Annotated in this window: 28 protein-coding genes; 7 read left to right on the forward strand and 21 right to left on the reverse strand. The window is 68.5% G+C overall.

Features of this window, described 5'->3' with window-relative positions:
- Positions 1 to 41 precede the first annotated feature (41 nt).
- Positions 42 to 491, reverse strand: coding sequence for an NUDIX hydrolase (locus F620_RS0101515; protein ID WP_018871155.1), 450 nt, complete (start codon positions 489 to 491; stop codon positions 42 to 44).
- Positions 484 to 915, reverse strand: coding sequence for an RNA-binding S4 domain-containing protein (locus F620_RS0101520; protein WP_026331278.1), 432 nt, complete (start codon positions 913 to 915; stop codon positions 484 to 486). The genes F620_RS0101515 and F620_RS0101520 overlap by 8 nt, the downstream gene beginning before the upstream one ends.
- A gap of 158 nt (positions 916 to 1073) precedes the next feature.
- On the opposite strand from F620_RS0101520, the gene F620_RS0101525 reads away from it, so the two are divergent.
- Complete coding sequence (locus tag F620_RS0101525; RefSeq protein ID WP_019569223.1) at positions 1074 to 1760, forward strand: glutathione S-transferase family protein; 687 nt, start codon at positions 1074 to 1076, stop codon at positions 1758 to 1760.
- Here the strand turns inward: F620_RS0101525 and F620_RS0101530 are convergent, their stop codons facing one another.
- From F620_RS0101530 to F620_RS0101540, 3 genes are read right to left on the reverse strand one after another with little or no spacing between them, the layout of a single operon-like run.
- Entirely contained in the window at positions 1761 to 2264 is a 504-nt protein-coding gene (locus F620_RS0101530) for a gamma-glutamylcyclotransferase (RefSeq protein WP_018871158.1), read from the reverse strand.
- A gap of 21 nt (positions 2265 to 2285) precedes the next feature.
- Positions 2286 to 2795 carry a YcgN family cysteine cluster protein gene (locus F620_RS0101535; RefSeq protein WP_019021355.1) on the reverse strand — a complete coding sequence of 170 codons (510 nt, stop codon included), beginning with the start codon at positions 2793 to 2795 and terminating at the stop codon, positions 2286 to 2288.
- Complete coding sequence (locus F620_RS0101540) at positions 2792 to 3499, reverse strand: hypothetical protein (protein ID WP_019569224.1); 708 nt, start codon at positions 3497 to 3499, stop codon at positions 2792 to 2794. The genes F620_RS0101535 and F620_RS0101540 overlap by 4 nt, the downstream gene beginning before the upstream one ends.
- 97 nt (positions 3500 to 3596) lie before the next feature.
- On the opposite strand from F620_RS0101540, the gene F620_RS0101545 reads away from it, so the two are divergent.
- From F620_RS0101545 to F620_RS0101555, 3 genes are all read left to right on the forward strand, one after another.
- Positions 3597 to 4760, forward strand: a complete 1164-nt coding sequence (locus tag F620_RS0101545) for a hypothetical protein (RefSeq protein ID WP_019569225.1) — start codon at positions 3597 to 3599, stop codon at positions 4758 to 4760.
- Between the two features lie 66 nt (positions 4761 to 4826).
- On the forward strand, positions 4827 to 5042 hold the full coding sequence (locus F620_RS0101550) for a hypothetical protein (protein ID WP_018946554.1): 216 nt from the start codon (positions 4827 to 4829) through the stop codon (positions 5040 to 5042).
- Between the two features lie 19 nt (positions 5043 to 5061).
- A complete protein-coding gene (locus F620_RS0101555; RefSeq protein ID WP_018871163.1) occupies positions 5062 to 5508 on the forward strand; it encodes a hypothetical protein in 447 nt (148 codons plus the stop codon).
- Between the two features lie 24 nt (positions 5509 to 5532).
- Here F620_RS0101555 and F620_RS0101560 read toward each other — a convergent pair whose 3' ends face one another.
- A complete protein-coding gene (locus F620_RS0101560) occupies positions 5533 to 6198 on the reverse strand; it encodes a tetratricopeptide repeat protein (RefSeq protein ID WP_018871164.1) in 666 nt (221 codons plus the stop codon).
- Between the two features lie 250 nt (positions 6199 to 6448).
- On the opposite strand from F620_RS0101560, the gene F620_RS0101565 reads away from it, so the two are divergent.
- Complete coding sequence (locus tag F620_RS0101565) at positions 6449 to 6724, forward strand: hypothetical protein (protein WP_019569226.1); 276 nt, start codon at positions 6449 to 6451, stop codon at positions 6722 to 6724.
- 132 nt (positions 6725 to 6856) lie between these two features.
- Here the strand turns inward: F620_RS0101565 and F620_RS0101570 are convergent, their stop codons facing one another.
- From F620_RS0101570 to F620_RS0101610, 9 genes are all read right to left on the reverse strand, one after another.
- Positions 6857 to 9001, reverse strand: coding sequence for a TonB-dependent receptor domain-containing protein (locus F620_RS0101570; protein ID WP_019569227.1), 2145 nt, complete (start codon positions 8999 to 9001; stop codon positions 6857 to 6859).
- 220 nt (positions 9002 to 9221) lie between these two features.
- A complete protein-coding gene (locus F620_RS0101575) occupies positions 9222 to 9440 on the reverse strand; it encodes a hemin uptake protein HemP (RefSeq protein WP_019569228.1) in 219 nt (72 codons plus the stop codon).
- Between the two features lie 58 nt (positions 9441 to 9498).
- Positions 9499 to 9975 (reverse strand): bacterioferritin, encoded by a 477-nt coding sequence (gene bfr, locus F620_RS0101580; RefSeq protein ID WP_019569229.1) that lies wholly within the window; start codon positions 9973 to 9975, stop codon positions 9499 to 9501.
- A gap of 234 nt (positions 9976 to 10209) precedes the next feature.
- Positions 10210 to 10644 (reverse strand): hypothetical protein, encoded by a 435-nt coding sequence (locus F620_RS0101585; protein WP_019569230.1) that lies wholly within the window; start codon positions 10642 to 10644, stop codon positions 10210 to 10212.
- Between the two features lie 36 nt (positions 10645 to 10680).
- Complete coding sequence (locus F620_RS0101590) at positions 10681 to 11616, reverse strand: energy transducer TonB (protein WP_019569231.1); 936 nt, start codon at positions 11614 to 11616, stop codon at positions 10681 to 10683.
- Between the two features lie 3 nt (positions 11617 to 11619).
- A complete protein-coding gene (locus F620_RS0101595) occupies positions 11620 to 12042 on the reverse strand; it encodes a biopolymer transporter ExbD (protein ID WP_019569232.1) in 423 nt (140 codons plus the stop codon).
- Complete coding sequence (locus F620_RS0101600) at positions 12039 to 12464, reverse strand: biopolymer transporter ExbD (RefSeq protein WP_018870592.1); 426 nt, start codon at positions 12462 to 12464, stop codon at positions 12039 to 12041. Before F620_RS0101600 ends, F620_RS0101595 begins: the two co-directional genes overlap by 4 nt.
- Complete coding sequence (locus F620_RS0101605; RefSeq protein WP_019569233.1) at positions 12461 to 13153, reverse strand: MotA/TolQ/ExbB proton channel family protein; 693 nt, start codon at positions 13151 to 13153, stop codon at positions 12461 to 12463. The genes F620_RS0101600 and F620_RS0101605 overlap by 4 nt, the downstream gene beginning before the upstream one ends.
- Before the next feature lie 54 nt (positions 13154 to 13207).
- The gene (locus F620_RS0101610; protein ID WP_019569234.1) at positions 13208 to 13477 is read right to left on the reverse strand and encodes a (2Fe-2S)-binding protein; all 270 of its coding nucleotides are present in this window, start codon (positions 13475 to 13477) and stop codon (positions 13208 to 13210) included.
- A 205-nt stretch (positions 13478 to 13682) separates the two neighbouring features.
- Between F620_RS0101610 and cydD the strand changes: the two genes are divergently transcribed.
- On the forward strand, positions 13683 to 15371 hold the full coding sequence (cydD, locus tag F620_RS0101615; protein ID WP_019569235.1) for a thiol reductant ABC exporter subunit CydD: 1689 nt from the start codon (positions 13683 to 13685) through the stop codon (positions 15369 to 15371).
- Positions 15368 to 17008, forward strand: a complete 1641-nt coding sequence (gene cydC, locus F620_RS0101620; RefSeq protein ID WP_019569236.1) for a thiol reductant ABC exporter subunit CydC — start codon at positions 15368 to 15370, stop codon at positions 17006 to 17008. The genes cydD and cydC overlap by 4 nt, the downstream gene beginning before the upstream one ends.
- 103 nt (positions 17009 to 17111) lie before the next feature.
- On the opposite strand, the gene F620_RS0101625 is transcribed toward cydC, so the two are convergent.
- The 6 genes from F620_RS0101625 to soxA all read right to left on the reverse strand — a co-directional run bounded on the left by F620_RS0101625 (position 17112) and on the right by soxA (position 23551).
- A complete protein-coding gene (locus F620_RS0101625; protein WP_018870597.1) occupies positions 17112 to 17594 on the reverse strand; it encodes a peptidylprolyl isomerase in 483 nt (160 codons plus the stop codon).
- Between the two features lie 561 nt (positions 17595 to 18155).
- On the reverse strand, positions 18156 to 20072 hold the full coding sequence (gene htpG / locus F620_RS0101630) for a molecular chaperone HtpG (RefSeq protein ID WP_019569237.1): 1917 nt from the start codon (positions 20070 to 20072) through the stop codon (positions 18156 to 18158).
- 33 nt (positions 20073 to 20105) lie between these two features.
- Positions 20106 to 20999, reverse strand: coding sequence for a 23S rRNA (adenine(2030)-N(6))-methyltransferase RlmJ (locus F620_RS0101635; protein WP_019569238.1), 894 nt, complete (start codon positions 20997 to 20999; stop codon positions 20106 to 20108).
- A gap of 114 nt (positions 21000 to 21113) precedes the next feature.
- Positions 21114 to 21803 (reverse strand): sulfur oxidation c-type cytochrome SoxX, encoded by a 690-nt coding sequence (gene soxX / locus F620_RS0101640; RefSeq protein ID WP_051081221.1) that lies wholly within the window; start codon positions 21801 to 21803, stop codon positions 21114 to 21116.
- Between the two features lie 230 nt (positions 21804 to 22033).
- Positions 22034 to 22714, reverse strand: a complete 681-nt coding sequence (gene soxX, locus F620_RS0101645) for a sulfur oxidation c-type cytochrome SoxX (RefSeq protein ID WP_019569240.1) — start codon at positions 22712 to 22714, stop codon at positions 22034 to 22036.
- A 27-nt stretch (positions 22715 to 22741) separates the two neighbouring features.
- Complete coding sequence (soxA, locus tag F620_RS0101650) at positions 22742 to 23551, reverse strand: sulfur oxidation c-type cytochrome SoxA (protein ID WP_019569241.1); 810 nt, start codon at positions 23549 to 23551, stop codon at positions 22742 to 22744.
- Positions 23552 to 23749: the final 198 nt, after the last annotated feature.

A 23749-nucleotide genomic window follows, 5' to 3' on the forward strand; every position in this document is an offset into this window, starting at 1 on the left:
CGCAGGGCCGTCAAAATGGCTTCGGTGGCGTATCTTAACAGCTAATCCGTCCTTGTTCTCAGGGGAGCCACTTCACCGGTAAGGCGATAGCGCAGGTAGTCGTCCACGATGCGGCGGTGATCGAAGGCCAGTGGCAGACCGGGGTCGTCCGGGTCCAGCCAGGCACAGTCGCGCGCATCGTCGGCGGCCCGCGCCTGACCGTTCCCCTGAGCCAGATACACCACGCTCACGGTGTGCCCGCGGGGGTCGCGATCGGGCGCCGAATACACCCCCAGCAGGGCCTGCAGTTCGACCTGCAGACCGGTTTCCTCGCGGGCCTCGCGCACGGCGGCATGTTCGGCGCTCTCGCCCACGTCGACAAAGCCCCCGGGAAGCGCCCACCCGTGCGGCGGGTTGTGACGCTCGATGACCAGGATCCGGCCGGGCTCGGCGGCATGCCGGATCACCAGATCCACCGCCAGGGCCGGCGTACGCGGGCGTCGGTCACTCATCGGTTCCTCCCTGATCCTGCCGCACGAAACGCCGGATCTTGCGGCGCTCGCGTTTGTCCGGACGCCCCGAGGGCGCCGGGGCCCGTGCCTCGCGTTCCAGCCGCCGGCGGGATGCCTCCTGCTCGCGCGACTCGCGGCTCTCCGGGGTTTCGGTGTAGAGCTGCTCCGCCTCGGTCGCCGGGCGCCGCCGATCATCCAGCGCCACCACGTCGACCTCCATGGACCAGCTCCCCTTGTGCACCCGTACGCGATCCCCCGGATGCAGCTTGCGCGCGGGCTTGCAGCGCTCGCCGTTGACATGGACCTTGCCGCCGGACACCGCCTCCGTCGCCAGGGCGCGGGTCTTGAAGAAGCGCGCCGCCCACAGCCACTTGTCCAGACGCAGGCTGGACGCAGGCGCCGCCGCTGCACCCGTCCGGCTCATGAGCACCCCCGCGCGAGCACTGCGGGCGCCCCGCGCACATCCGGGACTGGTAGTCGGCCCGGGCTTTTATCCGCGGACCGGAGCGACCAGAATGCCGCCTTCATGCACCGATATTTCCGGAGGGGGAACCGGTCGCCCGCGGGCCACCGGGCCATGCCATGGACTTTCCGCATCTGCACCTGGTCAGCTTCGATATTTGTCCTTTCGTCCAGCGTAGCCTCATCACGCTGAATTACAAGGCAGCGCCGTACGAACTCACCCGCATCGACCTCGCCGACCCGCCCGACTGGTTCCGGGAACGCTCGCCGCTGGGCAAGGTCCCGATCCTGATCGTGAACGGGGACACGGTCCTGTTCGAATCGGCGGTCATCAACGAATACATCGACGCCGTTACCCCGCCCGAACGCCTGCCTCCGGAACCGCTGGAACGCGCCCGGGCCCGCGCCTGGATCGAGTACCTGTCGGAACAGACCTTCGCGCAGTACCGCTGGATGACCGCGGCCGACGAGGACGCCTTTGAACGGGCCGCACACGAGGCGGCACGAGGTCTGGAGCGACTGGAACGCCAGATGGCCGGCGACCGCACGCTGGCCGGGGCGGAGTTCTCGCTGGTGGACGCGACCCTGGCGCCGCTGCTGATGCGCTACGCCCTGCTCACCCACGAAGACAGCCCCTGGGACCCCGAATCCTTCCCGCGCCTGGCGGCGCGCTGGCAGTGGCTGGAGGCGATGGACGCGGTACGCGACTCGGTACCGGCGGATTTCTCGCAGCGCCTGGCCACCTACCTGGATGGCCAGACCGGCACCGCGCCCCGGCAACTGGCGGCCGCACTGTGCGACGGCTGATCACCCCTCGGGCCAGACCCCGCGCCGCAGATACCGGCCGGCGGGGATTTCGGGCATCCAGTACATCCACACCGGACGCGGCCCCGACGCAGGCCCGGAACCGGAAGAGGGGTCGGGATCGGCGAGTACCAGAGCGCGGCGATACATGCCCCGCCCGTCCGCCCGGAAGTCCTCCAGACGATCCACCGGCGGCAGACTGCGGCGTGGCTCGGGCAGACGCATGATCTCGCCCTGAATGCGGTCGTAACCGGAGACCGGCGCCGGGCTGGCCGGGGGGTCATGCCGCCACTGCAGGGCCGCATCGGCCTCCGGGTCGTCCGACCCCTCGGCCAGGATACGTTCCTGCGGAATGACCGCCCCGGGGTAGCCATGGGGCAGGTGATACAACCAGCCGGGCACGCTCGCCGGAACCACCTCCAGGGCATGGCCGCAATGCGCGGCAAAGTTGGCATACCCGCGCTTCAGCGTGCCGTAGACGAACAGGTCGATGAACGGGGAAGACATGATCCGATCCCCACCTCCGCTCTATTTTGCGGTTGAGTCACCCTCCGGCTCCGACGCCGGCTGCAACAGGCGGGCGGCCAGCGGAACCTCGCCCGGCCAGTCCACCACGTAATCGATGATCGGCAGATCCGGGGCATCGCATTCGCGCAGGACCCGCCCGGCCACCGACACCCCGGCGCGGCGCACGCTGTCCGGATCGCCGGTCAGCAGCGGGTGCCAGCTCGGCAGGGGCTGCCCGGCAAAGCGCAGGCGATAGGCGCAGGTGGGCGGCAGCCAGTCGTATTGCGCCACCTTCTCCAGGGTCAGCTGCAGACAGTCCGGCACGGACTCCCGACGCCGGGCATAGTCGGAGCAATGGCCGGTCTCGCAGTCGAGCAGGTCACAGGCCAGCCAGGTGTGGGCCAGTTCGCCGGTATCCTCGTCCTCGAACTTGTGCAGGCAGCAGCGCCCGCAGCCGTCGCAAAGGGCCTCCCATTCGGCCGCGTCGAGTTCCTCCAGCGGGCGCTGGTAAAAGGGCCGTTCGTCGCTCACGGCGTCTCCGCCCGGTGGTCCTCTTCGCCCAGCCGCCGGCGCCCCTCTTCCTGCAGGCGCTGCTCGACCCGGCTCCAGCGCTCCTGCGTGGTGTAGTGCATGGTCGGCCGTCCGCGGTCGGGCAGCAGCACGGCCACACCCTGATCGGGATACAGCCAGTAGGCGTGGTCGCTGTCGATCTGCATGCGCCCGGCCGGCTCGCCGAAATGCCGGCGCAGCAGATCCGCGTCCCAGCGTGCCCGGGGAATATAGCTCATCTCCACCACCGGCACGTTACCCAGCGATGCAAGGGTGTCGTCGTCCAGGCCGTAGCGCCGGGCACCCGACGGCATCGGCCGTTCGGAGGTCGTCCCCGCCTCGATACGGTCCAGGTCGGCCTCGTCCAGATCGGGGCGCAGGATCAGGTTGGTCTCGAACGGCTCGATGCGGGCATTCACGTAATACGCCTCCACCGAGCGCGTCCCGTCGGGATCCTCGAACATCCGGATCTCGGGCACCGGCAACCGCCCCATGAGATCCGCCATGGTGGTCTCGCCCAGGGTAATCCCCAGCACCCGCGTGTGCTGCCGGTCCAGCACCTCCACCTGCCAGGGCAGACTGTCGAACTGCCGGGTCTGCTGCCCGCCGGGCTGCATGTAGACGAACATCGCCAGGGCCAGAATGCCCGCGAGGGCGACCGCCCCGATGGTCCAGCGTAGATTCATGCCGACTTCTGCTCCCGAGCCACCCCTGCGCGAATCCTCGCGGGGTCGCTATACTGGGCGGCTCGCAAACCACCCGGCGCCCCGCGTCCGATCACGCATGATCTCACGTTTGTCTGCCTGGATCACGGCCCGCTCGGTCCCGTCCACATACACCGGCCGCACCCTGATCATCGCCTCGCACCACGAACTCGCGCGGGCGCCCGACTGGCTCGCCGGTCTCGGCGAGGCCCTGGGCCCGCTGCTGCTGGGCGTCAGCGATGCCCCCCGTGACAGGGAGGCCGCCGTGCCCGGAGCCCCCGATGATCTGCCGGCGGTGGCCCTGCCCCCCGAACTCGCCCCGGTGCGCCTGGCCCGCCTGCGCCCCCGGGCCGTGGTACTGCTGGGCCCGGTCGATCTCCCCGGCGAGGCGCTGCGGGCCGTCGTGGCCGCCGGGGCCCGCGTGGCTTGGGTCAACGCCGAGGGCCCCGCCCCGGAAGGCCTCCCCTTTGCCACCGTGCTGGCCGCCCGGGATGGCGCCGTGGACCCGGCACTGGGCGCCGAGACCACCGGCGACCCGCTCGCCGGGGCCATATCCCTGCCCCCCGCACCGGAAGACCCGGATCCCGAGCGGGCGTTCTGCGAACGCTTCGCCGAATACCGCGAGCGCGGCCACCCGATCCTGCTGGCCCCGAACACCGGCCCGGACGAGGAGGCGTTCGCCTTCGCAGTACTGTTCGCGGTCCTGCAGAAGACCGCCGCCCTGCTCCTGCTGGCGCCGGCGGACCCCGAACGCCACGAGCCGGTCTACCGCGATGCAATCAAGTACTCGCTGCCGATCGTGCGCCACAACCGGTTCATGACCTCGTACGTCCCGCGCAAGAACCGGGTCTACTACATCGAGGATCCGCAGACCCTGCAGGCCGCCTACGCCTGCGCCGACCTCACCCTGCCCGGCGGCACCCTGGCGGCCACGCGGACCCCGCCGGATCTGGCACGCCCCCTTGCCTGCGGCAGTGCCGTGGTGACCGGCCCGGCCGCCAGCGGCGACGCCCCGGAAGACGAGGTCCGTCTGCGTCGCGCCGCGGAGACCACCGGTCTGATCCGCCGCGGAGAAGATCCCGATGCCGTGGCCGGGGCGATTCTCGAGACCCTTTCGACCCTGCCGGATGCCGGGCAGCGCCAGACGCGGCTGACCCGATGGCTGGAACGACAGGCCACGGCCCGCGAACGGGTCACGGCCCGCCTGGCCGAACATCTCGCGGCTGCCCCCGCGCCTTCCTGAGCGCCCTTAGCATATCTCCCGGGGTCTGGTCTATAATTTGAAACAAGTGCGAATCCGGACCGGAAAATGATCGACGGCAGCAGCGGCCTGCAGGGCATCCAGAAGGGCATGACGCAGATGCGTCAGCAGGCCCACACCGTGGCCACCGAGAACGCCGGCAGCCGCCAGAGCAACACGGCGATGGTCGAGATGAGCGCGAGCCAGCGTCACGTGGAAGCGAACGTGAAGACCCTGCAAGCCGAAGACCGCATGATCGGGAGCCTGCTCGACGTCCGCGCCTGACGCGGAAGCGAGGGACACCATGGAAGCACCGCTGACCAATCCGGCACCGCCGACCGTCCCGGCCACCCGGCCGAGCGGTTCGGACCGCCTGGGTCTCGGCCAGCTGTCCGCGCCATCGGAGTTCGATCGCCCGCTGAACGACCCCGAAGCCGGGGCCGCGCGCCGTCCCATCGAGGACCGCGCCGAGCAGCAGCGCAACCGCAACGGGGACGAGGGCGACCCGCGTGCCGACCTGGTTCTGCCCCGCAACGAGCGCGAAATGGCCGGCCAGGCGCGCCTGGCGGCCGAGATCGAGGCGTTTCAGTCCGGCACGGCCGACGATGCCCGTCCGGGCGAGGAGCGCATCGCCGACGGCGGCGCACTGGAGGATTCCGGGGTCGAAGCCCTGCGCCGGCGTGTGGAACTGGCCTTCAGCTTTGCCGGCCCGGCCGAGGAACCCCGCCGCGAGCTGAACATCGTCGTCTGACCGCGGCGGTGCCGCCCTGCGGACTCAGGCGTCTCCCCGCCGCGGGAACTCCGCCAGCCACTCCTGCGCCCGCTCCCCCGCATGCAGCCGCTCGTCCGCGTTGAGTTCGCGTGCCACCCGCTCGCGATAGCGCGCCGCACTGGCCACGCCCATCTCCGCCGCGATCGCATACCACTTGAAGGCGGAGACATCCGAGCGCTCCACGCCCTCGCCCATCGCGAACAGCCGCGCCAGGTTGGCGGCCCCGCGGCCCTCGCCGGCCTCGGCGGCCAGCAGATACCACTGCGCCGCCTGCTCGGAGTCCTGCGGCAACCCGCGCCCCTCGTCGAACTTCAGGCCCAGGTTGAACATCGCCTGCGGATTGCCGCCCTCGGCGGCGGCATGGAACCAGCGCGCCGCCTCGTTCGGGCTGGCCTCCACGCCGTCGCCCTGTTCGAACAGCACCGCCAGATTGAACGCGGCATCCGGCCAGCCCGCCTCGGCCGCCTGCAGATACCAGATCGCGGCACGCGCCGGGTCGCGCGGCATGTGCGTGCCTTCATCCAGCAGCACCCCCAGGTTGTAGGCCGCGAGCGGATCACCCGCGGTGGCGGCCTGCTGCCAGCGGTCCACCGCCCGCGCGGTGTCTCCGTCCCTCCAGGCCGCGCGCGCCTGCTCGAGCAGCCCGCGCGGATCATTTGATGCATTCATGGTGCGAACTCGGTTCGGGACATGTCGGCCGGCAATGTACCGACCGGACAACGCAGCGTCGATGTCCCCCACGCCAGCCGGGCACGCGAACCACAGAGCGTGACGCCATTCTTATTTTTTCACCCGCATCCCGCTTGAGCGCGGGTCCGCCCGGCGCGACTCGGGAACTCACCCCCGGGGGGCAGGAGACGCAGGGGCGACAGGGACCCTGTCCCTGATTCTTACCCTTGTCCCAATGAGGAGGACCTTGATGAAACGTTCCACGAAACTGCTGGCAGCCACCGCCATCGCGCCCTTTGCCCTGCTGATCGCCGGCTGCGGCGGTGACGACATGGGCATGGACGAGTTCGAAGAACAGCAGATGGAAGAAGGCGCGCCGCCGGCCGAGGACGGAATGGGTGGCGGCATGCAGGAAGGCGCCCCGCCGGAAGGTGACATGGGAGGCCAGGGAATGGAACCCGAAGGCGATGGCATGGACGACGGCATGGGTGGCAACATGGAGGGCGACGACGAACCCCAGTTCTGATCGTCCCGCCCGAATGCTCCGCCGGGACGATGCGACCACATTTCCCGGCCACCGGGGCCCGACCGGAAACCTTCTCCGGTCGGGCCTTTTTATTGCTGCCGGGATCAACCGGCGAGCGAGGTCGCCCGCGGCTCAGAACCGGTGCGTCAGTCCGACGGAAATCGTCCGGGGCTGGTTCGGACGGGCCCCGTAGGGCGTACGTGCCACGATACGCTGCTCGTCGAAGACATTGCGGGCCCGCAGGAACACGTCGGTATCCCCGGTCAGCGCATAGCGACTCACCAGATCGACGGTCATCAGGGACTCGGTCTCATCAAAATCCGAATCACTGTTGTTACAGCCGACGGAGCTGCAGGAAGCACCGGTATAGTTCAGCACCGCGTGGTTATCCCACCCGTTCGGATGCTCCAGGCCTGCCCGCAGATTCAGCTGATGGCGCGGGATATCCTGCAGACGATCGCCCTTTTCCAGGCCCGAGGCCGGGTTGTCGCTGCTTATGCGCGCCCGGGTATAGGTGTAGGCTGCCGACACCGGCACCTGGAAGGAACCTGCCGCGAACTCCGTCCCGGCCTGCACCTCGACCCCGGAGATCTCCGCCTCGCCGGTAGTGAACGTACCCGAGGTGGAACCGTCCGAGCAGGGCGAACCCACGGAGCAGTCTTCCTTCTGGTCGGTAAAGTCACTGTGGAACCCGATCGCCTCGGCGAACAGATTGCCGGAGCGATAGCGCCCGCCCAGCTCCCAGTTGATACTGGTCTCGGGGGCTGTACCGGACTCGGCTCCACCTCCGGCCGGCGAAAAGCCGCGGTGCACACCGGCCAGCAGCTGCCAGCGATCGTCCACGTCAAAGGTCATGGAAGCCCCGGGCAGCCATTCGCTGTAAGAGTTCGACCGCCGATAGTCCACGGTATTGCGGCTGGCGTCCGCGTACTGAACCCGCGAGGTCTTCACGTCTTCGTACCGCATGGCCAGATTCAGACGCAGCCGGTCGTTCACCTGCCACTCGTCGGTAACCCACAGACTCCAGGCCTCGCCATCCTCGAAACGATTATTGCCCCCGGAGGGCTCGACCCGGCCCTGACGCACCAGCGAACCGTTGACCTGATCGTAGATCTCCACGGGCTGGAAACGATCCATCTCATCTTCGTGGTACCGCACGCCGGTCCGGATCCAGTGGTCGCCGAGCGCCAGATCGAACTCGGTCTGCACGCCCTGCGAGACGTACTCCCGATTGTTGTTCTTGTACTCGAGCCCCGTAGTGTCCCGGGTGCCCCGCAACGTACCAAGCGCGTCCGCATCGCCTTCATTGGCGTCCGCCACCAGGTTGCCATCGAGCTTGAACCAGTTGCGCGCGAACTCGTTGCGATAGACGGTCGATGTCTGCCGCACTTCCGGGGTCCAGTCGAACTCGTGAATGAGGCTGACACCCTGATGATCGTTGTTCATCTGGTCGATCTCGGACAGCCCGTAACGGCGATTGGGATCACGCGAAAAATCATCGTCAGTCAGGCCCAGATAGGTCTCATTGGACGTCTCCTCGGAATGCTGGGCCTTCAGTTCAACGCTCTGGCGCGCCCCGTCCCAGCGCAACTTGGCCACGTAGTCCTCGATGCGGAAGCCCGTGTCGCGGCTGCTGCGGTCGATGTCCTTGAAACCATCGCTGCGACGCTGGACCGTCTCGATCATGTAACTCCAGTCACCGATACGATCTCCCCAGGTCGCGTGCACGTCGAGACCGCCGTGCTCCCCGGCTACGGTCTCGATGCTGCCGGCGCGTTCCGCCGGAATCGGCGTGGAACGCAGGTTGATCACGCCACCGGTGGTCTGCGGCCCGTGCCGCAGAAGCGGCGCCCCCTTGAGAACCTCGATGGAATGAAGGCGCTTGGTGGTGGGGAAATAATAGGCCGCCGGATTGGAATACGGCGCCGGCGCCATCAGCACACCGTCTTCCATGATCGTCACCTTGCTGCTGCGCCCCGGAGGTGCGGCACGCACCCCGATGTTCGGCCGCAGGCCGAAGCCCTCTTCCTCGCGAACGTACATGCCCGGGACGGTTTTCAGCGCCTGGTGGATGTCGGTCGTCCCGTCGAGCTCCAGCTGTTCGGGTTCCACCACGGCCCCCGAACCCGGCAGCTCCCGCGCCTGAGCCGAATCGCCGATGATCTCCACCGGTGCCAGACGATCGGTATCGGCATCCTGAGCGTTGGCTATCGGCATCCCGGCGACGCCCAGGACCGCCAGTGCTACCGCGCGATGGCGCCAGCTTGCCGGCCCCATTCCGCGCTCCCGATCAACGCCGGCCTCACACCCGTAACTAAAGGAATGAACGCCTCTCATTCGTTCTCTGCGAGCCATTTCTTTCTCCCTTCGGTTTGCACGACAGCGCACCGCCTCGACCGGTGACATGTCGCGGTTCAAGTAACGAAAAATGGCTGGCTGAGGGAGCGGGTCCCCTGGCTGGCGGGTGCCGTGGCGGCCGCCACGGCGTGGAATGCTTTTATTTGGTCAGGATCAGCTTCCTGCTGGACGTCACCCGGAGGGTGTAGCACTGGCCTTCATGGCGGATATACAGTCGATCGGCATCACACAGCAGCTCGCTCGAGGCGATTTCCCGTGGAACGCCGGCGGGCCGGCCTTCCGGCCCGGCCCCGGCACGGGGCTGCCCGGTGTGCTCCGGAACGGATCCCGGCTGGTGGCGGTTTTCGCTGGAACTCATTCTGCCTCCCCGGCCGCCCCGCCCCTTGCGGGACGGCCGTATTCAATGCCCCGGAGCCTTACTCGGCGGAGCCCGCCTGGCTCTGTTCGTAGTTCTGCAGGCCGATCCGGTCGATCAACTGCAATTGGGTCTCCAGCCAGTCGATATGGCTTTCCTCGCTGTCCAGGATCTTCTGGAGCAGATCGCGGCTCCCGTAGTCCCGGACCTGTTCACAGTGGGCGATCGCGTCGCGGTAGACCGCTTCCCCCTCGTGCTCCAGTGCCAGGTCCGCCTCGAGGATCTCGCGCGTGGTCTCCCCGATTCTCAGCGTGCCCAGATCCTGCAGATTGGGCAGACCGTCGAGGAACAGGATGCGGTTGATCAGCTCGTCCGCATGCTTCATCTCGTCGATCGATTCTTCGTATTCGGCCGCGGCCAGCTTCTCCAGGCCCCAGTCCCGGAACATGCGGGAATGGAGGAAATACTGGTTGATGGCCGTCAGTTCGCCCTTGAGTGCCTGGTTGAGGTAACGGATTACTTCCTTATCACCCTGCATCGTGACTCTCCTTCTCGTTCTCGTTGTGTTGCTGATTGCGGCGAGCACCGCGCGTCCGGCAGCCGCGCCATGAAGCGGCCTGCGCCCCCCCTGTCAGGATCCTGCGCGGGGGCTCCGCGATGCAAGATGGTCTCAAGGCATGGGAATGCTATAGCGAATGAGAACTGTTTTCAATAGCTCCATATAAAACCAGAAACGGCAGGGGCTGGCGGCGCCTGTTCCCGGTACGGTGCTTCAGCGAATCAGCGGCGGTTCCGCCAGGCTTTCAGGCCGGATGCGGTCGGCACAGTCCGCGACCGCGCCGTCGGGGCCCTCGCAGGCGGCGACGTCGTTGACGAGGATGCGCCCGACGCGATCACAGGACGTATCCGTCATGCGGAAGGCCCGCACCGAGGTGCTCCCCGCCCGCAGCGGTGCCATCTCGAGCAGCGTCCGGCTCTGGATGATGCCGTCATCGCCGAACACCACCAGATCCAGCTGCAGCGACTCCAGCGCCTGATCCAGGCCGTTCTCCAGTACCAGATGGGCGCGACAGTCGTCGCCGTCGGGCTCCAGCTTGTTCAGCTGGACGCCGATCCCGCCGCCGTCCTCCGCCAGTGCCGGCAGCGCCAGGACCAGCCCCAGCACGCCTGCCGCAAGTCCGCCGTGAATCTGCCAGTTTCGTGTCATCTCGCCTGCCTCCACAACGCGTCGATCCGTCGTTCGTCAGCGCACCGAAAAATTCACCGGCACCACGATCTCGTAGCCGTCCAGACCGATACTGTCCGGCGCCGGAAACGGGTCGGCCCGCTGCACCATGTCTTCCACCGCGCGATCCAGGATCCCGGAGCCGGAACTCTCCTGGATCTCGTAGTCGATCACCGAACCATCACGGGCGAGCTGCAGCCGGACCTCCACGGTACCTTCCTGCCGGCGACGCTGGGCCGCTCTGGGATAACGCTTGTGCTGCTCGACCCAGGCCTGCAGTTCGGCAAGGTAGTCCCTCTCCGCCCCGGGGTCGCCGCCGCCCGTGGCATCCGTCTCGGCGGCCCCCTCCGCGTCCCCGGCGGGGCCGGACTCGTCGGCCGTCGGGTCCGTTTCGCCCGGCTCATCGGCCACGGCATCGGTTTCGGCGACCGTCTCGGCCGTGCCAGCGGGCTCCGGTTCGGGCTCCGGTTCGGGCTCCGGTTCGGGCTCCGGTTCGGGTTCCGGTTCGGGTTCCGGTTCGGGTTCCGGTTCGGGCTCGGGCTCGGGCTCGGGCTCGGGCTCGGGCTCGGGCTCGGGCTCGGGCTCCGGTTCGGGCTCGGGTTCCGGCTCGGGTTCAGGTTCGGGCTCGGGTTCGGGCTCGACCTCCTCCGCCTGGCGGACCGGCTGGCGTTCCGGCTCCCGAGCCTCGGCCTCCTCCGGCCGGACCGGCTCGGCCGGGGCGGGCTCGGGCATTTCGGGCTCGACCGGTTCGGCCTCGGCCGTCTCCGCGGGCGGCTCCGCCGCGGCGGCCGGGGGTGCGGAGCCCCCGGCCGCCATGGAGATCTCCAGGCCGCCGACCCCGGCGTCCTCGGCCCCGGTGGGCGGCTCGCGCAGCAACAGGGCCATCGCGACCAGTCCGTGCAGCACCACGGCCAGGATCAGTGCGACCACCCAGTGTCGAATGCCGGGCTGCATGCTTCAGGTCTCCGGCACGGTCAGCAGATCGATACGCTCCACGCCCGCCTCGCGCAGGCGTTCGAGAATGCCGACCACGTCGACGGCCTCGGCGCGGCCATCGGCCTTCACCCGCACCCGCGCCGCATCGCCGTGCCGCTGCAGGTGCTCACCCACCAGACGCGCCATGCCCTCGAGATCGATCTCGTCCTGGTTGACCGCCAGACGCCCCTCGGTGCCCACGATCACCATGAATTCGTCGGGGCCGGGCCGGCCATCCACCGCGGACTCCACCGGCTCGACCTCGAACGGATCCACCGCGCTCAGCTGCCCCGCCACCATGAAGAAGATCAGCAGCAGGAACACGATGTTGATCAGCGGAAGTATGCTCTCGTCGTCGTTGCGCGGCCGGTGCGCGACGTGGAAATGGCGACGCTGCCCGATCATGAGCCGCCCTCCCGGATCACGGACAGGTCGCGGACCCCGGCATCGGCCAGCGCCTCGAGGATCTCGACGGTGCGCTGCATGTTCACCCCGGCCACCGGCATCACCAGCACGCGGGTGTCGGCGTCCTCCGCCAGCCGCGCGGACACACGTTCGCGCAGTTCAGCGGCGGGTACCGCAATGCCGCCCAGACGCAGGTCATCGGGCCGCACCTCCACCAGCATTGCGCCTTCCATGGAGCCGGCTCCCCCGGCCTCGGCCGGGGCCTCCAGCTCCACGGCGCGCCAGTCGAGGAAACTGGAGGCGAGCATGAAGAACACCAGCAGGATGAAAACGACGTCGATCAGCGGCGTCAGGCTGATCAGGTTACGCCGGCGCGGGCGACCGGTGTCCAGCGTCGGCTGTTCCGCCGGGTCACCGGTCATTGGCTGGCGGGCTCCGCATCCGCGGCCTTCTCGCGCGGGGCCGGGGTCATCAGCTGGCCGGTGAACAGCCGCGTGACCGCGTCATCCATGCGATGCGCCACCCGCTCCACGCGGGTCTCCAGCCAGTTCAGCGCGGCCACCACGGGGATCGCCACGGCCAGGCCCACGGCGGTGGTCAGCAGGGCTTCCCAGATGCCGCCGGACAGGATCGCCGGATCCACCTGGCTGCCGGCTTCTTCCAGCGCCTGAAAGGCCCGGATCATGCCCATGACCGTCCCCAGCAGGCCCAGCAGCGGCGCCAGCGCACCGATCACCTCCAGCGGCCGCAGACCCTGGCGCAGGGACTGGATGGTCGCGTTGCCATACCGCACGACCTCTTCCCGTACGGTGGCTTCGGGCACGCCGGAGCGCAGTCCGCGAATACCACGCGCCACTGCGCGCGCTGCGGGGTTGGGCGTGGCTTCCGCATGCCGAATGGCGGCTTCCGGATCCCCGCCGTGGAACAGCTCCAGGGCCTGCTCGGCCGGACGCACGTCGGTCACCCGCAGCTGCCAGAGCTGCCAGAGCTTTACCAGTACGAACGCCAGTGCCACCACCGACGCCACCAGAAGGATGGCCACCACGGGCCCGCCCGCGTCCAGAAACCCGGCGAAGCGCTCGCCCGCCAGGGACTCGATCAATGCATTCATGCTGGATCCCGAATTCGTTGCCTGAAGGGGCGCGCGCGGCGCACCGGACCGATCCTAGGTGGCCGCGCAGGCCCCCGCTGCCGTGGTCCCGGCCGTCACCGGAATACCCGCGAAGCCACCGGCCGGCGCGTGACCGGCCACCGGGTCGCCCGCGCAATCCGCGCAGTCGCGCAGGATCCCCCGGGCCCGCCGTGCGCACTTGCCGCAATCACCGCACACACCCAGCTGTTCGCGCAGATCGCGCATACGGACGCGGGTATCGCTTTGCGCCACCAGCTCCCGAATCTGGCGTTCGCGCACGGCATTGCAGACACATACAATCATCTTTGACGGCTCCGGCCCCTGGCAATGGGTGGATGAGGCGACATTACCGCTAATGAGAATGCTTTTCAACACTATTCTTTTCAGGTGTGTCGGCCCCACCCGTTGCCGGGTCCATTGATCAGCATCTTCTTATAGATTAGTTTCGAATTTCCGTCCCGGGGCCGCCCCGGACCCGCGGACCCCGCCCCGTCACGGAAGGATTTCGATGCCCGCCGACGCCCCCGACTCCGGCCTTCCGCGCCCCGGCCCCTGGCTGCAGGCGCGCATGCGTCCGCACCGCCACTGGCTGCTGGGCGCCACCGCCGCCGGGCTGGGCGCCACCCTGGCCACCGTGGCCCTGGCCGGCCTGATCGCCTGGGCGGTCCACATGGCGCTGTTCGCACCGGAACGCCTGCCACTGGGCATGGTGCTGGCGGGCGCGGCGGTGGCGGCGGTGCTGCGCTATGCCCTGCAGGCCCTGCGCGATGGCGCCGGCCATCGTCTGGCGGATGCGGTCAAGCGTGAACTGCGCGAGGAACTACTGGACGCGGCCCGGCGCGACGGCCCCGTGCATCTGGCGCACCGCGCGCCGTCAGGGGCCTGGGTCGATCACTACCTGCGGCGAGTGGAAGACCTGACCGGCCACTACGCGCGCTACCTGCCCGGCACCCGCATGGTGATCCTGACCCCGCTGGTGCTGCTGCTGACGGTGGCCTGGCTGGACTGGCTCGCCGCCGGGCTGCTGCTGCTCTCGGCACCGCTGATTCCCGCCTTCATGGCCCTGGTCGGCATGGGCGCCGAACAGATCCACCGCCGCCAGCAGGACGAGGAGAACCGCCTCGCCGGGCACTTCCTCGACCGCCTGCGCAGCCTCGACTTTCTGCGCCGCGCGCGCGCCACGCAGGCGGCCCGCGAGGCGGTGGTGGCTGCCAGCGACGAACACCGCCGCCTGACCATGCGCGTGCTGCGGGTCGCGTTCCTGTCGTCGGCGATCATGGAATTCTTCAGCGCGGTCGCCATCGGCCTGCTGGCCATCTATATCGGTTTCGGCCTGTTCGGGGCGATCGACTACGGTCCGGCCGGCAGCCTGACCCTGTTCACCGGGCTGTTCATCCTGGTGCTGGCGCCCGAATACTTCCTGCCCCTGCGCCAGTTCGCGCAGAGCTATCACGACCGGGCTGCCGCGCTGGCCGCGGCCGAGTCCCTGGCGCCCCTGTTGCAGCCGGCCGGTGGCCCCGCCACCGCCCCGCCCGGGGCGCCGGACAGCCCGCGCACGGCGGTACACCTGGCCGGAGTGCAGGTGCAGTATCCGGATACCGCCCAACCGGCCCTGCACGACATCGACCTGCAGATCGGCCGCGGGGAACACCTGGCGGTGACGGGCCCCAGCGGCTCCGGCAAGTCCACCCTGCTGGCGCTGCTGGCCGGCTTCCTGCGCCCGGCCAGCGGCGAGATCCGCATGGCCGACGACCTGCAGCGGTTCGTGTGGATCGGCCAGGACGCCCACCTGTTCCACGGCAGCCTGCGCGACAACCTGCAACTGGCCAGCGCCGAACCGGTAAGCGGCGCGGCGATGCACGACGCCCTCGCCCGCGCCGGGCTGCCGGTCGATGACCCGCAGCTGCCGGACGGGCTGGATACCGCCATCGGGGAAGGCAACACCGGAATCTCCGGGGGGCAGGCCCAGCGCATCGCGATGGCCCGCGGGATCCTCGCCGGGCATCCGCTGTGGCTGCTGGACGAACCCACCAGCGCGCTCGACGAGGCGACCGAGGCCGCCCTGCTGGACACCCTGTTCGCCCTGGCCGCCGAGCACGACATCACCCTGGTCATCGCGGCCCACCGCGAGGCCGTCAGGGAACGTGCCAGCCGGGTGGTCCGGCTGGCCGATGGCCGCGTGGAGAGCCTCGCATGACGGACCGTGAATACCTGCAACGCCTGTTCACCTCGCGCCTCGGCTGGAGCCTGCTGGCCTGGCTGCTGCTGGCGGTGACCTGGGTCAGCGGCATCGTGCTGCTCGCCCTGTCGGGCTGGTTCATCACCGCCACGGCCCTGGCCGGGGCTGGCATGATGGCCACCCTGGACATCTATTCACCGTCCGGCGGGATACGTGCGGCGGCGGTGCTGCGCACGATCGCCCGGTATTTCGAGCGCGTGACCGGACACGAAGCGGTCCTGCGCATCCTCGCCGACCTGCGCGCGACCACCTTCCGCCAGCTGGCGCGCTGGCCGGCGCGGCGTCTGGCAAGTCTGCGCAGCGGCGACCTGCAGGCCCGCCTGACCAGCGACATCGACACCCTGGACGCCATCCCGCTGCGGGTGGTGGGACCGATGGTCGGGGCCCTGCTGGCACTGGTCAGCGCCGTGGCGATCGCGCTGTGGCTGGCCCCGCCGCTCGCCGCAGTCATTCTGCTGGTGGCCGCCGCGATCACCCTGATCACCGCCGGGCTCGCGGCGGCGGCCGGTCGGCGCCATGGCCGGCGGCTGGTGCAGGAAGAATCGAATGAGCGCGTGGCCCTGCTGGACTATTTCGGCGGGCTGCCGGAACTGACTGCGTTTGGCCGCCTGGAGGAACGTCGAGCGGCCCTGGCCCGGCGAGCCCGTGAGGGAGCCGCGCGGCGCCTGACCCAGGAACGCGCGGGGGTGCTGGGCGAACAGGGCGTGCAGCTGGTGGTGATGCTGACCACCCTCGCCATGCTGGGCTACGCGCTGCATGCCTACGCCGAAGGGCTGATCTCCGGGCCGGTCGCCGTGCTGCTCACCCTGATGACCCTGGGCCTCAACGAGGCGCTGGGCAGCCTGCCCGGCGCCTGGTGGCGCCTCGGCGAGAGCCTGGAAGCGGCGCGGCGCCTGCGCGAGACCGAGGCCGAAGCCGAGGGTCCGGAGCCCGCCGGGGCAGAACCCGTCGAACTGCCCCCCGGCCCGCTGGAAGCGCGCGGCCTGACCGTCGGCTTCCGCGCCGACCGCCCGCTGGCCGGCCCGCTGGACATCCGGCCGGAACCCGGTTATCCGCTGGTGATCCACGGCATCAGCGGGCGCGGCAAGACCGCCCTGCTGGAGACCCTGGCCGGCGAGCTGGCACCCACCGGCGGCGAACTGCGGTGGGGCGAGCAGGATCTGACCACGCTGGATCCCGACACCCGCCACCGGGTGATCGGCTACCTGCCCCAGCGCGTGCGCCTGCTGGACGACAGCCTGGCCGCCAACCTGCGCCTCGGCCGCCCCGATCTGCCCGCCGACCGCCTGTGGGCCGTGCTGGATCAGGTGCGCATCGCGCCGCTTCTGCAGCGCATGGGCTACAGCCTGGAGTATCCGCTGGGCGAAGATGCCGGCAACCTCTCCGGCGGGCAGGCACGCCGGGTGGCGCTGGCCTGGCTGCTGCTGCAGGACCGGCCGGTTGCCCTGCTGGACGAACCCTTTGCAGGACTGGACGAAGCCACCGAGGCGGCGATCCTGGAGCGCATCGGGCCCTGGCTGGAGGCGCGGCAGACGGTCATCGTGACCCACGCACCCCGGCGCATGCCGGCGCACTGGCCACGGCTGGCGCTATAGGGACGTTTTCGGGAGAACAGGCGAGGGAAGAAAGACCCGGCGACCGCGGGGCTGCGACCGCCGGGGGTCCCGGACCGGGCGGGGGCCGGCCCGGCAGGCAGGATCAGTGCTCGTGACCGCCCGGCCCGTGGGCGTGACCGTGTTCCAGTTCTTCCGCGGAGGCCTCGCGCACGTCCACCACCTCGACATCGAAATTGAGGGTCTGGCCGGCCAGCGGATGGTTGCCATCCACCGTGGCGGTATCGCCCTCGACCTTGGTGACCGTCACGGTCAGCGGACCGTTTTCGGTCTGGGCCTGGAACTGCATGCCCGGCTCGATCGAGTCGACGCCCTGGAAGGCCTCCATCGGGACTTCCTGGACCATGGCGTCGATCTTCTCGCCGTAGCCTTCTTCCGGCGGCACCGTGGCCTGGACCTTGTCGCCGGCGGCCTTGCCTTCCAGCTGGCGCTCGAGGCCCGGCACGATCTGGCCGTTGCCGTGCATGTAGGCCAGCGGCTCGCGGCCTTCGGAGCTGTCGATGGTCTCACCGGAGTCGTTGGTGAGCTTGTAGTGGATGGACACCACGGAGTTCTGCGCGACTTGCATTGGGCTTTGCTCTCTTGAGATATGGCCCGACAGGGTAACGTGACCGCCCCCCTCGCGTCACAGGCCCCGGCCACGGTGTTCAGGCAACGCCGTTCCCTGTCACAGGGAAACTTCCCCCTCATTGCATGGAGCCACTGGTCTTCGTCCGTGCATGGAGCCGCTGGTCCTCGTCGTTGCATGGAGCCGCTGGTCCTCGTCATTGCGAGGAGCCACTGGTCCTCGTCATTGCGAGGAGCCGAAGGCGACGTGGCAATCGGCCGAAGCTGGCTGCACACAGGATCCGGTTGGCTTCGGCCGGAGATCGCCACGTCGCTTCGCGACTCGCGATGACGGGGCAGGAGAGGCTTGGCGACTCGCGATGACGGGGCAGGAGAGGCTTGGCGACTTGCGATGACGGGGGAGGGAGAACCTGGCGGGTCGCGATGACGGCCACGGTGTCACGGTGCCGGCCGCCTCCCGGTACTGGCAGGACACGCAGGCCGCCGGGACCTGCCGCAAACAAAAACGCCGGGCAGGAGCCCGGCGCATGCGTTGCGTACAGAGTCCGCGACGGGCGGCCGCTCAGGCCGCCTGCAGCAGGAACCGGTTCAGGCGCTGCACGAACCCGGACGGATCCTCCAGCTGCCCGCCCTCGGCCAGCAGGGACTGTTCGAACAGCAGCGAGGCGAGGTCGTTGAAGTCGTCGCCTTCCGCCGTCTTCAGCCGCTCCACCAGCGGGTGCTGCGCATTGACCTCCAGTACCGGCTTCGAGGAGAAGGTCTCCTGTCCGGCCTGCTTCAGCAGCTCCTGCAGATACAGCGCCATCTCGTGCTCGCCGAGTACGATGCAGGCCGGCGAGTCCACCAGCCGCTTCGACGGGCGCACGGAGTCGACCCGGTCACCCAGCGCGCTCTGGATGCGCTCGGGCAGGTCGCCCAGTTCGTCGTCCTTCCGGTTCTCGGCGTCGTCCGTATCATCGGAATCCTGCTCGCCGATGATGTTGTCCAGATCGAGATCGCCCTTGGCGACGTTCTTGATCGGCGTACCGTCGAACTCGCGCAGGTTGGACAGCAGCCACTCGTCCACCCGGTCGGACAGCAGCAGCACCTCGATGCCGTGCTTGCGGAACACCTCCAGATGCGGGCTGTTGCGCGCGGCGGCGGCGTTGTCGGCGCTGATCACGTAGATCGCGTCCTGCCCCTCCTTCATGCGGGCCTTGTAGTCCGCGAAGGAGACGTTCTGCGTGTCATCGTCGTTGTGCGTGCTGGCAAAGCGCAGCAGACCCGCGATCTGCTGCTGGTTGGCGAAGTCCTCGCCGGGGCCTTCCTTGAGCACGCGGCCGAAGTTGTCCCAGATCCCGGCGTATTTCTCCGGCTCGTTCTTCGCGATGTTCTCCAGCAGGCCGAGGATCTTCTTCACCGAGCCGGACCGGATGGAATCCACCAGGCGGTTGTCCTGCAGGATCTCGCGCGAGACGTTCAGCGGCAGGTCGGCCGAGTCCACCACCCCGCGCACGAAGCGCAGGTAGTTCGGCAGCAGCTTCTCCGCGTCGTCCATGATGAACACGCGCTTCACGTACAGCTTCACCCCGTGGCGTGCGTCGCGATCCCACAGGTCGAACGGCGCCCGGCCGGGGATGTAGAACAGCGTGGTGTACTCCTGGCGGCCTTCCACGTGGTTGTGGGTCCAGGCCACCGGGTCCTCGAAATCGTGCGCGATGTGCTTGTAGAACTCGCGGTATTCCTCGTCGGAGATCTCGCTCTTCGGCCGCGTCCACAGTGCACTGGCACGGTTGACGGTCTCCCACTCGTCCGTGGGATTGCCTTCGTCGTCCTGCTTGCGCATGCGGATCGGGAAGGCCACGTGGTCCGAGTAGCGCCCGATCACGTGGCGCAGGCGCATCGGCTCGAGGAACTCGTCGGCGTCTTCCTTCAGGGTCAGGGTGATCTCGGTGCCCGGTTCCGCGCGCTCGCATTCGGCGAGGGTGTATTCGCCATCGCCCTTCGACTCCCAGCGCGTGCCGGCCTCGACCCCGGTACCGGCGCGCCGGGTCTCCACGCGCACGTGGTCGGCCACGATGAACGAGGAATAGAACCCGACCCCGAACTGCCCGATCAGCTGGGCATCCTTCTGCTGGTCGCCGGTCAGCTTCTCGAGGAAGGCCCGGGTACCCGAATGGGCGATGGTCCCGATCTGCTGGATCACCTCGTCGCGCGACATGCCGATGCCGTTGTCGCGCACGGTCACGGTGCGGGCGTCCTTGTCCACGTCCACGTCGATGTGCAGCTCGGCCGGCTGCGGGATCGCATCGGGGTTCGCGGTCGCCTCGAAGCGCAGCTTGTCGCAGGCATCCGCGCCGTTGGAAATCAGCTCGCGCAGGAAGATCTCGCGGTTGGAATACAGCGAGTGGATCATCAGCTGCAGCAGCTGGCTGACCTCGGTCTCGAACTGGCGGGTTTCCGCGCCGGCGGCGGCTTGCTCGGTCCGGGTTTCGGTCATGGGATTACGACTCCGTGATGGGTTCGGATGGGTTCAGACATTGGTGACACGCCGGAGTCTGGGGTCGCCGCGACCTTCTTCAAGCCCCTCGGCACGATAAAGCGCCCCCTCGCCCTCCGGATCGAGGCAGCCGAGCACCGCAGGCAGCGTTGCGGCCAGTTCTTCTTCCAGCTGCCACGGCGGCCGGAGCACCAGCATGCCGGAGCCTGCGAGCCCGGGATGCGCCCCGCGCTCCGCGCCGGGATCATCACGCAGGCGCAGTTCGCTGCGCACCCAGGGGATGCTCCGGGTGCACAGCCGTTCCATCAGGGGGTGATCGGGACGCCCCGCCAGCACCGGATACCAGATCACCACCATCCCGGTGTTCCAGCGCTCCAGGATGGTCTCCGCGATCTCCGCCACCTCGCGGTATTCCGCCGGGCGTTCATACGAAGGGTCCAGCAAGGCGAACCCGCGCCGCGGCTGCGGCGGGAACAGCCCGCGGGCGGCCTCGCGCGCATCGCGCCGGTGCACATGGCAGCGCGCATCCCCGGCGAACGCGCGCTGCAGGCGTTCGTGGGCCTCGGGGTGCATCTCGCAGGCCACCAGCCGGTCATTCTCGCGCAGGGACGCGCGGATCAACGCCGGTGATCCCGGATACCCGTCGGTCCCGGCCACCTGCTGCACGGTCTCCAGAAACCCGGTCACCGCCTCCGGCAGCGCGGTTTCGCAAGCACAGGCGCGCAGGCGCTCGATGCCGAGCGCCGCCTCGCCGGTCTTGCGCGCCCGCTCGCCGCCCAGGTCATAAACCCCGGCCCCGGCATGCAGATCCAGCGCCACGAACGGCTTGTTCCGCCGCTGCAATGCCGCCAGCACCGCGCGCAGCACCAGATGCTTGTGGATATCGGCGAAATTGCCGGCGTGGTAGTCGTGCTGATAGCTGAGCATGGCTCGCTCCCTTTCGCCCCGGCCATAAAAAAACCACCGCGGCGGACCACGGTGGCTGGACTTCCTTGCGGCCGGCTCCGGGTCACGGAGCGCGGCGCCCGCTGCGGGGGCAGTTTACTGGTTTACCGGGGACTCCGGGTCCAGCAGATAGGCCATGATGTGGCTGATCTCCCGCTCGCTCAGCAGTTCGTTGGAACCGAACCGGGGCATCTCCGTACAGGGGAAATACTGGTGCGGATTCGAGATCACCTCATGCGCATACCGCAGGGACGCCTCGTCGGTACCCCGGCCGTCCCCGTACCCGGCCAGGCTCGGCCCGATCGTGCCATAAACCGGCTCGTTCGGGTCCATCTGGTGACAGGCGTAGCAGTTACCGCCGGGAGTGCGCGTCGAGTGGTCATCGTTGCGATGCCCCACGCGGAACCCGTAGCCGGAACGGGCGAGCTCCGCGCCCCGCTCCCAGTCACCCAGACGTGGCCCCCCGGGGGGTGCCTCGTAGCTCTCCCGAGCGAGGGTGATCACCTCCTGCACCTGATCGTCCGGAAGCTCCCCTCCGACCACGGAACATGCACGCTGCAGGTCATCCTGCTCCATGCGCCCGCGGGCCGAGCCGCCTTCCTGAACGGGCTGGTTCAGTCGATAACTGTCCGATTCGAACACGATGTATTCGACCAGTTCGTCCGTCTCCATCGAGGCGATGTCGATCTCGCCCTCGTCGGCGTCGCCGAAGAACTGACACCCCGTGGTGAACAACGCCGCCGACACGGCAAGCGGCAACCCCCAACGTACCCTGTGGCCTGGCATCCCTGATGTCTCCCCGATTCCGTTTCGCCGCCGAACTCGCGACCGCGGCCACGCCGACGGCACCGGCAGGGTGCGCGATGGCGCCTGGTTGACCCCGGCTCGCGGGTGCGATGGTGAATAATGTCTGGTCCCGTGGCGAATGCCCCGGGAGGGGGCCGCCGCGAGGAACGCGGCGGCCCGGGTCACGATCCGCCGAACGGATCGTCATGCAGCCTTGCGGCTGCCCCGGGTCAGTTGTTGACCGGGGACTCCGGATCCAGCAGATAGGCCATGATGTGGCTGATCTGCTCCTCGCTCAGCAGGCCCTGGAACCGGGGCATTTCCGCACACGGGAAGTACTGGTGCGGGTTGTGGATGACCTGATGGACGTATTCCCGGATGGCCTGGCTGTCGCCGCGGGTTGCGCCATAGTTCACCAGGCTCGGCCCGATGGTGCCCTGCGTGGGACCTTCCGGATCGAACACGTGGCAGTTGACGCAGTTGCCGCCGGGTTCGCGGGTGGAATGGTCATCGGTACGGTGACCGATCCGGTAGCCGTAGCCGGAGAACGCCAGCTCTTCACCGCGTTCCCAGTCGCCCAGCTCGATGTCGCCTTCCGGGGCCTCGTACTGCTCGCGGGCCAGAGCCACCACACGGCCGGCGGTCTCGCCGTCCGGGTCACCCTCGATCGAGCAGGCCGCCTGGATCTCGTCCTGGGTCATGCGCTTTTCCATGGTACCGCCTTCCTGCGGGACCTGGTCATAGCGGAAGCTGTCCGACTCGAAGATCATGTATTCGGCCAGCTCGTCCGCGCTCATCGCAGTGATGTCGACGTCGTCCGACTTGTTGCCCTCGGCCACGGCGCAGCCCGTTGCCAGCGCGACGGTTGCAAAGGCGGCCACACCGGCCGCAACAGTATTTTTCTTGAACATGCTTGCTGTCTCCTATTGCGTCCGGGGTTACCGCTTCAGGTCGGGCAGGATCGCCGGCTCGCCACGGGCCGCGTCATTCCAGAAAGCGATGAGCGCGGTGTTGGCCATCGAGTCCGGCCGGATGCCGGCGTGGCGCATCTGCCACACGCAACCACGGATGCGGTGGTTCTGACTGCGGACGTTGTCGTGCCCGGCACGCTGGGCCGGCCAGGAGACCGCCTTGGTCCATTCCTGGGAATCGCGCATCTTGGGCAGGACCGACGCACGAATGCGCTTGCCGGACTGACCGTGACAGGAGGCGCAGTTGAAGTCCTGAGCTCCGCCGCGACGGAAGAACAGCTTCTCGCCGGCCGCGATCATCGCCTGTTCCTCGGGATGATCGTTCTGCGGCTGCCACTCCATGCCGGAAGACTGCATGGCGATATAGGTGGTCAGCTGCATGATGTCCGAACCGCTGCCGTGGCGCTGCGCGACGGCCGCGTCATCGGCGTCGAAGCCCTGGATTTCCTTCATGCAGTGCACCAGGCGCTGCTCGAAATCCATGACCTTGCCGACGTCCTCGAAGTAGCGCGGCAGCTCCACGTAGGCGCCTTCCAGCACGCCCTCGCCCTTGCCGAAGTCGCAGGATTCCAGCGATGCGTTGTTCGGCCCGCGCTCCTCGTAGAACAGCTGCTCGCCGTCTTCCGCCACCCACAGGGCGGGGTTGTCCGGCATCATCATGATGTTCTGCTCACTCTGATGCAGATACGCCGAATCGGGGTTGGCGTCGAGCAGCTTCTGCAGGACATCGGTCGGGTCCTGCCATTCGCCGGCCTGGGCAGCGCCCCCGACCGCCATTGCTACGGGCAAGGCGAGCAATGCTTTCTTGAACATGGAAACCTCCATCACACGGTTTTATTCGATGGGCCCGGGTCTCCGTCGCCCGAACCTACGCTGCAGAGTGCGGAATGCGTGAACACCGTGTCAACAAACAAACGCTATATTAGCGTTTCCTAAAAGTCTGTTTTTCAAGGGTTCTTGCAGTCCGGCACCGAT

It is taken from the genome of Thioalkalivibrio sp. ALE11 (assembly GCF_000381205.1).
In the GTDB taxonomy this organism is placed as follows: Bacteria; Pseudomonadota; Gammaproteobacteria; order Ectothiorhodospirales; family Ectothiorhodospiraceae; genus Thioalkalivibrio.

Bases quoted from the DNA above. Each gene is read 5' to 3' on its own strand.
- F620_RS0101515 (WP_018871155.1), bottom strand. From the start codon at position 491: ATGAGTGACCGACGCCCGCGTACGCCGGCCCTGGCGGTGGATCTGGTG.
- F620_RS0101520 (WP_026331278.1), bottom strand. From the start codon at position 915: ATGAGCCGGACGGGTGCAGCGGCGGCGCCTGCGTCCAGCCTGCGTCTG.
- F620_RS0101525 (WP_019569223.1), top strand. From the start codon at position 1,074: ATGGACTTTCCGCATCTGCACCTGGTCAGCTTCGATATTTGTCCTTTC.
- F620_RS0101530 (WP_018871158.1), bottom strand. From the start codon at position 2,264: ATGTCTTCCCCGTTCATCGACCTGTTCGTCTACGGCACGCTGAAGCGC.
- F620_RS0101540 (WP_019569224.1), bottom strand. From the start codon at position 3,499: ATGAATCTACGCTGGACCATCGGGGCGGTCGCCCTCGCGGGCATTCTG.
- F620_RS0101545 (WP_019569225.1), top strand. From the start codon at position 3,597: ATGATCTCACGTTTGTCTGCCTGGATCACGGCCCGCTCGGTCCCGTCC.
- F620_RS0101550 (WP_018946554.1), top strand. From the start codon at position 4,827: ATGATCGACGGCAGCAGCGGCCTGCAGGGCATCCAGAAGGGCATGACG.
- F620_RS0101555 (WP_018871163.1), top strand. From the start codon at position 5,062: ATGGAAGCACCGCTGACCAATCCGGCACCGCCGACCGTCCCGGCCACC.
- F620_RS0101560 (WP_018871164.1), bottom strand. From the start codon at position 6,198: ATGAATGCATCAAATGATCCGCGCGGGCTGCTCGAGCAGGCGCGCGCG.
- F620_RS0101565 (WP_019569226.1), top strand. From the start codon at position 6,449: ATGAAACGTTCCACGAAACTGCTGGCAGCCACCGCCATCGCGCCCTTT.
- F620_RS0101570 (WP_019569227.1), bottom strand. From the start codon at position 9,001: ATGGGGCCGGCAAGCTGGCGCCATCGCGCGGTAGCACTGGCGGTCCTG.
- F620_RS0101575 (WP_019569228.1), bottom strand. From the start codon at position 9,440: ATGAGTTCCAGCGAAAACCGCCACCAGCCGGGATCCGTTCCGGAGCAC.
- bfr (WP_019569229.1), bottom strand. From the start codon at position 9,975: ATGCAGGGTGATAAGGAAGTAATCCGTTACCTCAACCAGGCACTCAAG.
- F620_RS0101585 (WP_019569230.1), bottom strand. From the start codon at position 10,644: ATGACACGAAACTGGCAGATTCACGGCGGACTTGCGGCAGGCGTGCTG.
- F620_RS0101590 (WP_019569231.1), bottom strand. From the start codon at position 11,616: ATGCAGCCCGGCATTCGACACTGGGTGGTCGCACTGATCCTGGCCGTG.
- F620_RS0101595 (WP_019569232.1), bottom strand. From the start codon at position 12,042: ATGATCGGGCAGCGTCGCCATTTCCACGTCGCGCACCGGCCGCGCAAC.
- F620_RS0101600 (WP_018870592.1), bottom strand. From the start codon at position 12,464: ATGACCGGTGACCCGGCGGAACAGCCGACGCTGGACACCGGTCGCCCG.
- F620_RS0101605 (WP_019569233.1), bottom strand. From the start codon at position 13,153: ATGAATGCATTGATCGAGTCCCTGGCGGGCGAGCGCTTCGCCGGGTTT.
- F620_RS0101610 (WP_019569234.1), bottom strand. From the start codon at position 13,477: ATGATTGTATGTGTCTGCAATGCCGTGCGCGAACGCCAGATTCGGGAG.
- cydD (WP_019569235.1), top strand. From the start codon at position 13,683: ATGCCCGCCGACGCCCCCGACTCCGGCCTTCCGCGCCCCGGCCCCTGG.
- cydC (WP_019569236.1), top strand. From the start codon at position 15,368: ATGACGGACCGTGAATACCTGCAACGCCTGTTCACCTCGCGCCTCGGC.
- F620_RS0101625 (WP_018870597.1), bottom strand. From the start codon at position 17,594: ATGCAAGTCGCGCAGAACTCCGTGGTGTCCATCCACTACAAGCTCACC.
- htpG (WP_019569237.1), bottom strand. From the start codon at position 20,072: ATGACCGAAACCCGGACCGAGCAAGCCGCCGCCGGCGCGGAAACCCGC.
- F620_RS0101635 (WP_019569238.1), bottom strand. From the start codon at position 20,999: ATGCTCAGCTATCAGCACGACTACCACGCCGGCAATTTCGCCGATATC.
- soxX (WP_051081221.1), bottom strand. From the start codon at position 21,803: ATGCCAGGCCACAGGGTACGTTGGGGGTTGCCGCTTGCCGTGTCGGCG.
- soxX (WP_019569240.1), bottom strand. From the start codon at position 22,714: ATGTTCAAGAAAAATACTGTTGCGGCCGGTGTGGCCGCCTTTGCAACC.
- soxA (WP_019569241.1), bottom strand. From the start codon at position 23,551: ATGGCGGTCGGGGGCGCTGCCCAGGCCGGCGAATGGCAGGACCCGACC.